This is a genomic window from uncultured Bifidobacterium sp. (assembly GCF_945269915.1).
Taxonomy (GTDB): domain Bacteria; phylum Actinomycetota; class Actinomycetes; order Actinomycetales; family Bifidobacteriaceae; genus Bombiscardovia; species Bombiscardovia indica.
In genome coordinates this window covers 1-7132 of record NZ_CALYOY010000051.1, presented here as the reverse complement: position 1 = coordinate 7132, position 7132 = coordinate 1, and the positions used below count along the sequence as shown (strand labels likewise).

The 7132-nt window shown below is 61.5% G+C and carries 4 protein-coding genes; 3 read left to right on the top strand and 1 reads right to left on the bottom strand.

All coding sequences use genetic code 11. From position 1 onward, the window contains the following. Positions 1 to 151: 151 nt before the first annotated feature. The 3 genes from Q0K62_RS07625 to Q0K62_RS07615 all read left to right on the top strand — a co-directional run bounded on the left by Q0K62_RS07625 (position 152) and on the right by Q0K62_RS07615 (position 6210). On the top strand, positions 152 to 1333 hold the full coding sequence (locus Q0K62_RS07625; protein WP_297317379.1) for an SLC13 family permease: 1182 nt from the start codon (positions 152 to 154) through the stop codon (positions 1331 to 1333). A 33-nt stretch (positions 1334 to 1366) separates the two neighbouring features. Further along, the gene (locus Q0K62_RS07620) at positions 1367 to 2614 is read left to right on the top strand and encodes an MFS transporter (RefSeq protein ID WP_297317378.1); all 1248 of its coding nucleotides are present in this window, start codon (positions 1367 to 1369) and stop codon (positions 2612 to 2614) included. Positions 2615 to 3510: 896 nt separating this feature from the next. Then, the gene (locus tag Q0K62_RS07615) at positions 3511 to 6210 is read left to right on the top strand and encodes a multicopper oxidase domain-containing protein (RefSeq protein ID WP_297317377.1); all 2700 of its coding nucleotides are present in this window, start codon (positions 3511 to 3513) and stop codon (positions 6208 to 6210) included. 50 nt (positions 6211 to 6260) lie between these two features. Here the strand turns inward: Q0K62_RS07615 and Q0K62_RS07610 are convergent. Beyond that, on the bottom strand, positions 6261 to 7132 hold an 872-nt coding region (locus tag Q0K62_RS07610), incomplete at its 5' end, for an AbiH family protein (RefSeq protein ID WP_297317376.1).

Genomic DNA, 7132 nt, shown 5'->3' with positions numbered 1-7132 from the left:
GCCATTTGGTCGGGTTCCCATAGCCCTTTTGCCAGTAAGGTTTCGGGTTCCCGACCTGGGGAGCAGGCGCGGAAAATCCTTGTGCTTTCGGTCATTCGGTCCCTCTGCCATCGCGTAAACTGGGTGGGGAATTGTGGCCCCGGAGGTGACGATGCGACATTGGCTGACCAGGCTGCTCAAAGGCGAAACCGTACTGGTTATCGCGGCAGTCATCGCTCTGGTCTCCTGTATATTCGTTCATCCCGACGGTCAGTACCTGGGGTATATCCACGTCAATACCATCACCCAGCTGGGTTCGCTCATGGTGGTGGTCTGCGGGTTCCAACGCATCGGGGTCTTTCATGCCATCGGCGCCAACCTCCTTGCCCGGGTCCACTCCGTGCGTGGCCTGGCCCTGGTTCTCGTATCCCTGACCTTCTTCGCCAGCATGTTCATCACCAATGACGTCGCCCTGGTCACCTTCGTCCCCTTTGCCATGGCTGTCCTGATCATGGCCGGGCTTGAGAAGCACGTCTTCCTGGTCGTGACCCTGATGACCCTGGGTGCGAATGTGGGGAGCATGCTGACACCGATCGGCAATGCCCACAATCTCTACCTCAAAGCGCGCTCGGACATGCCTACCGGCGAATTCCTCCTCCTGATGGCGCCCTACACCCTGGTGGCGGCCCTGATGCTGGTTCTGGTTTGTTGGTTCGCTTTCGGACGCCAACGAGTCGACCAGCTCGAGGGGATGAAGGCCAAGGACATCCAGCACAGCGTTCTGGCACCCAAGCCGGACGGGATCCAGCCCCAGGTGGAGGAGATGCAGGACAGCGGACGGTGGCGGATCGTCGTCTACCTCCTCCTCTTCCTGGTCTGTCTGCTCGGTGTGGCCAGGGTCATTCCCCAGGCGGCCATGGTCCTGGTTGTGATACTTGTCTTCCTGATCTGCGACCGGCGGGTATTCCTCCACGTGGACTGGGGCCTGCTGCTGACCTTTGTGGCCTTCTTCATCTTCATCGGCAATGCCAGGCGCATGCCGCAGTTTTACGGCATGGTCTCGGGGCTGGTCAACATCCACCCCCTGATCGCCTCCATCCTGTGCAGCCAGGTGATCAGCAACGTCCCCACATCCCTTCTGGTTTCGGGCTTCTCGACGGCCTGGAAAGCGATTATCCTGGGCACCAATCTGGGTGGCATGGGAACCCTGATCGCATCCATGGCCTCCCTTGTCTCCTACAAGGCCGTTGTCAAGCGCTACCCCCATAAGAAGGGGCATTATCTGAAGGTCTATACCCTCTTCAATCTGCTCTTCCTGATTGTCCTGACGGGCTTGGCCCTGATTATGGAATAGACCATCCCGACGTAAAGCGAGAGGGGGAGGGTGATGGTTGAGATTGAACCGCCATCCGAGGACATGACAACTAGGGTGCTGACCAGACAGAATATCGGTATTCTCGCAGGGATCATGGTCCTGGCCGTCATGTCGCGGTTCGACTCCATCATCTCTCCTTCGGTGGCGGCCATCCAGGCCTCCTTTCCCCATACCGATCCTTCCATCGTGGAATCGGTGGTGTCGATCGGGTCGTCCGCCGCCATCGTTTCCGCCCTGCTCTTCGGGCAGCTCCTGTCCTGGATGAAGTCGAGGACGGCCGGTTGCATCAGTTGCATCTGCATTGCCCTGGGCGGCCTGCTTCCCCTCCTGTTCCACGGGAATGTCAGTCAGCTCCTCGTCTTCGCCCTGGTGGTGGGATTCGGTGTAGGCATTACAACCACGATCCTTCCCAGTCTTTCCGCCAGGTTCTTCCGGGGGAAACGGTTGGCAGGACTCATGGGGGTGACCCTGGCGGTTCAGGATGGTTCCTCCATGCTCATTCTGGCCCTGGGCGGTTTTCTGGCGAGGGGTGGCTGGCTCCGCAACTACTGGCTCTATTTCCTGGCTCTGCCCGCCCTGGTTGTGGTCTTCTTCCTGGTTCCCGGTGCCGGTACCGTCGAGGAGGGCGAGGAGGAGGTCGAAGGGGCGGATTCGTCGGTGTCCGGCGCGGGGCGACAGTCCTGGTGGGCCATCGTTTCCTGCATCCTGGTCGGCTTCCTCAGCATCTTCCTGGTGGCTGTTCTCTACAACAAACTGGCGGTCTACATAGCCGGATACAGTCTGGGAGATACCGGTGCGGCTGGTCTGGCCCTGATGTTCAATACGGGATCATCGATTGTGGTCGGTCTCAGCATCAACCGAATCCGAGACCTGTGCCGGGAGTGGACGATACCCGCAGCTTTTGTCCTGATGGCTGTGGGCGCCCTTTTCTTCCTGATCACCCGGTCCTTCCCCCTGGTGTGCCTGTCGGCCTTCCTGGTGGGGTCGGGCAGTGCCATCAACATGGCCACCTGCCCCTTCCTTCTTTCCAAGTTGTGCCTCCCCAGGCGCTATCCGCTGGTTATGGGCATCTTCTCGGCCACCACCAGCCTGGGATTCACCGCCTCGACATGGGTCTTCAAGAGCCTGTCCGGCCTTCTCGGAGTGGACCCGGTGATCGGTAGTTTCGTCGGAATGCTGGCAATCACCCTGGTTGCAGCGGTCTGCCTTGCTGCCGCACAATTCCAGAAGCGAATCGAAGCCCGCTTCATCAAGGGATGAGTCGGGGCCGGGTGGTTCCAGGTGTCGATGTCTTGCCTGCGATTGCCGCGAAAACCGGGATCGGCCCGGCTTTTTATGAGGTGGGCTTTATGTCGGGTTCGGTTGATGTCTTCCTGGTTCGGATATTTCCAAAAGACACCCCCGCGGGGAAGACAGGGGTTCGAGACGCACCCTTATCTGATGGCCCCTGCCGGTCAGGAATCCCTGAATCATGCCCAGATGGATGGAGCAGATGATGGGGTGGTCGATGACATTATCCATAAATGGGCAGGTGGTCAGGCAGTAGCTTCCGTTTCCTTCTCCCGTCGGCTCCGGTGCGAATCCAAGACCTTCCAGGATGCCAAGTGGCAGTTCTGATGGACTGGTGGGTGCCCCTTCGTCATTTCTCCGGTCTTCTTGACTGGCAAGTTCCAGCCCCCAGGCCCGTCCTGCCTTCAGGGCCGAATCGGTCCTGTCCTCGGAAACGGCTGTGGCTGATTCGAGGGCCATGCAGAGCGAGGCAATCAAGTTCCCTCGGGCTCGTTCATGGTCTACGGGCATATAGACGATGGTCGGTCTGCCTCGCCTGGCTCTATGGCCGCCCGGGGAACCTGCCGCGGAGTCTCCGGCCTCTTGGCGGATCAGCTTGCCCTGGCCTACCAGACGCTCGAGATGAAACCGGGCGGTTGTCGGATGAATGCCGAAGATCACTCCGATCTGGTGTGAGGAGAGGCCCTCACCGCCATGACCGGTGTCCCCGCGCAGGTACTCCAGGATTGCGGAGCGTATCTGTTCCCCGTTCCGACGTGTTGCGGGGCTCGTGGGTTGGTGGTGTGGGGGTTGAATTTCCGGGGTCATCCATTAAATTGTATAACTATCCATTTAAATATCAAACCAGCACAAGGTGGTCGATATCCATGCAGGATGGCAAGACGACGCGCAGGACAGGAGACAGATTCACCCTGCCCAAATCCAGGGTGGTCCTCCTTGCCGGAGCGGGTCTGGCCGCCCTGCTCGGCCTGGCGGCGGCACTGATTCGTGCAGATCTGATCCACCCCTCGGGCAGGGTTCCCCTGGCCGATCTGCACGGTGGCCTCATGGTCTATGGATTCCTGGGTTCGGCCATAGGGCTGGAACGGGCGGTGGCCTACCGAAGCGGCGGGTCGGATAAACCGCGTTGGGGGTTTCTGGCACCGGCCCTGGGTCTGGTCGGGGCTCTGCTGGGTGTCCTGGTCCTGGTGGCTTCAGCCTTCGGGTTTGCCCCGGGCTTGGCCAGAATCGAGCTTCTGGCCGGAACTCCCTGGACCCTGTCCATGCTGGCCCTGACCGCGGTGTATGTGGCGATCTGGCAGAGGCAGGCATCGACCGAGGTCCTGATACAGGTCCTGGGCTCCCTGGTTGGTCTGGTCGGGGCGGCTGGCTGGGTGGGTGGATTGGATTCCGCCGTCCTGGCCCCGGCCTGGTTGCTCTTCCTGGTGCTGACCGTTGTGGGGGAGCGGGTCGAGCTGGCCAGGGTCGTCTTTTCCGATATACGCCTGGAATCCTGCATCCTGGGACTGTGTCTGCTTCTGGTCCTGATGCTTCCCGTCCAATCGCTGACACCACGGGTCGGATACCCGTTGTTGGGTTTGTCGCTGGCCGTGCTCCTCCTGGTCATGGTCAGCCATGACGTGGCCAAGGCCACCTTCCGCCATGGGGGCCTGCCGGGGTTCATGGGGACCTGCATGTTGTCCGCCTATGCCTGGGGTCTGCTGGCGGCCCTGATATGGATGGTGGCCCCTCTGGATTCTCGGACCTACTGGGGCGACATGGCCCTGCACGCCCTTGCCATCGGATTCATCATGACCATGGTCATCGCCCACGTCTGCATGATCGTCCCCTCGGTCATCCGCAGGCCGCTGCCCTTCCACCACCTGCTCTGGGTGGCCTGGGGGCTCATGCAGGTCGGGCTCCTGATCCGACTTCTGGGTACCCTTCGACTCTTCACGCCCATGTGGAAGGTGGGGAACGCCCTGAACGTCCTGGGCATGTTGGCCATGATGGTGACCGTGGTCTATCTGGCCGTCTCGGGGAAGCGGATCCTGGCATCCAAGAGGGGGCACCGGCAAGAGGGTGCGGATTCGCGGTCCGCGAGGTCCGGGACCATGGTGCTCCGCATCGACCTGGTCCTGACCGCCCTCACCGTCCTGCTTCTGGTGGTCGGGATGGTCCTGATGGTGGTGCGTCCAGGTCTGGCCAGGCCAGTGGGTGATACTTCGGTCATGCGGAGCGGTTCGGCTGACAAGGCGTCCCTGGTCCAGGACCCGGCACATGGGGTCAAGCCGACCGGCCACACCACCCGGGTTTCCGTGAACGTGAAGGGGATGGCCTTTGTCCCTGACGAAATCACCGTGCCGGCAGGCGACCGCCTGGTCGTGGACTTCCACAACACCGGTGACCAACGCCATGACCTGGTCTTCGCCAACGGCAGGGAAACAGGGTCGGTTCCGGTCACCCGGACCGCCAAGGTCGATGTCGGTGTGATCGGGGCAAATACCCTGGGATGGTGCTCCCTGGCCGGGCATCGACAGATGGGTATGGAACTGAGGGTCATGGTCAAGGGGGCCGCCTCCACGGCCGGGTCCCACACCACGGAAGGTATGCCGGGAATGGATTCGGGCGACGGTCCGGCCCCTGCCGTCCCAACGGCGGTCAAACTCAAGTCACAGGCCGATAGGTCGGACCCGGCCAAGGCGGCCCTTCCGCCGCTGAAGGGCGGGGGTCAGGCGGGGGTCAGGCGGTACACCCTGGACGTCAAGGAGCGCAAGGAGAAAGTGGCTGCCGGACTGGACCGAACCGTCTGGAGCTTCGATGATGCCGACGATTCCCGCGATTCCGGATCGCGTCCCCTGGCACAGGGGCCGGTGCTCAGGGGGCGGCTGGGAGACACCTTCGAGGTCACGGTCAGGAACAAGGGCAGCATGAGCCATTCCATCGACTTCCACGCCGGTCCGGCCGTGCCCCAGACCATGATGCGCAACATCGAGCCCGGCAAGGACCTCCACTACACCTTCAAGGCCGAACACACGGGTATCTGGATGTATCACTGCAGCAGCGACCCCATGTCGAATCACATAGCCAACGGCATGTACGGGGCGGTGGTCGTGGATGACGGCACCCTGCCGGCCGTCGCCGCCGAGTACGTCCTGGTCCAGTCCGAGATCTACCTGGGCGCCAAGGGGGGAACGGCGGACCCGGACAAGGTGTCGGCCATGAAGCCGGACATCATGACCTTCAACGGACGGGCGTTCCAGTATGACGCCCACCCGCTTGGACTCAAGGTCGGCGGCCGGGTTCGCATCTGGGTCTTGGATGCCGGGCCCAACCAGTCGCTGGCCTTCCATGTGGTCGGCACCCAGTTCGATACGGTCTGGACCGAAGGGCGCTATCTGATCGGCGGGACGGCCGGTTCGGATCCGTCCGTATCGGTCCGGGCCGGGGCGCAGGTTCTGCCCCTCCTGCCGGCCCAGGGAGGCTTCGTGGAGTTCAGTGTCGACCAGCCGGGGGATTACCCCATGGTCAACCATGTCATGAGTCTGGCCGAAAAGGGTGCGCACGGGCTCCTGCGGGTCTCCTGATCAGGCCGGATGCGGATAGACCCGGCTGGGAAGGGGTCCGATGGATCTGCTCAGCGAGGAGATGGTGCCACGCTCAGTCGGCCCTCCAGGAGGAGTTTATGGAGAAGGTTCCGTCCGTGGTTTTCGTTGTCAAGGGTCTCCCCGTACCTGGTCATGAGTTGATTGACCTTCTCATACATTTCCTCGGCTATCATGTGTCCCCGCTCGGGATCGGAATTCCCTCCCTGGAGTTCGTTGTAGTAGAAGATGAGCCTGGTCTGACTGGCGTAGAGGTCGACGGTGTCGAAGAGGGACTGGAAGTAGGAGTAGTCGGCAGGTCCCAGTGAGTGGCCGTAGAACTTGATGATCGCCGTCTCTTCACCGGGCTGTCCATCGATGTGCGGGTGGATGATGGTGGTGTTGTTGTTCTGCCTCAGGGCCATGAGGCGGAAGGTCTTCGTGAACTTGACCGTATCGGTGTAGTCGGGGTCCGTGGCCCTCAGATCCGAGCCGTCGATGCCGAAGATGATGTTCCGGTCCAGCAGGTTGCCGTGGATGTTCGTGATGGACGGGCAATCGCGCAGGCCTGCCAGGGGACTGGTGTAGTTGAAGTCCAGGATCGAAACGTCCTCAGGGTGCCCCTTGAACTGTTTCCCGTTCTCGTCATATTCGATCTTCTCCGGCTTGTCCTCCCAGGGGCGGAGCGAGTCGGGGTCGGGCAGCCGATCATTGACCAGGTTGGTGATCAGCCTGCGGCATTTCTTCAGGTAGCGATTATTGGACTTGACCTGGTCCATCAGGTACCTGGTGAATTCCTGCTCGAAGCGGTGGGTCTGGTCCATCAGGCAGTCGAAGAGCGCAGGGCGGCTTTTCCCATCCCAACCGTCGGTGTCCACCAGCATGATGGCGACCTGTTCGTCAATGTCCAGGCTTAGGAATTCCG

Coding starts and splice junctions, on each gene's coding strand:
- Q0K62_RS07625 (WP_297317379.1), top strand. CDS start 152: ATGCGACATTGGCTGACCAGGCTGCTCAAAGGCGAAACCGTACTGGTT.
- Q0K62_RS07620 (WP_297317378.1), top strand. CDS start 1,367: ATGGTTGAGATTGAACCGCCATCCGAGGACATGACAACTAGGGTGCTG.
- Q0K62_RS07615 (WP_297317377.1), top strand. CDS start 3,511: ATGCAGGATGGCAAGACGACGCGCAGGACAGGAGACAGATTCACCCTG.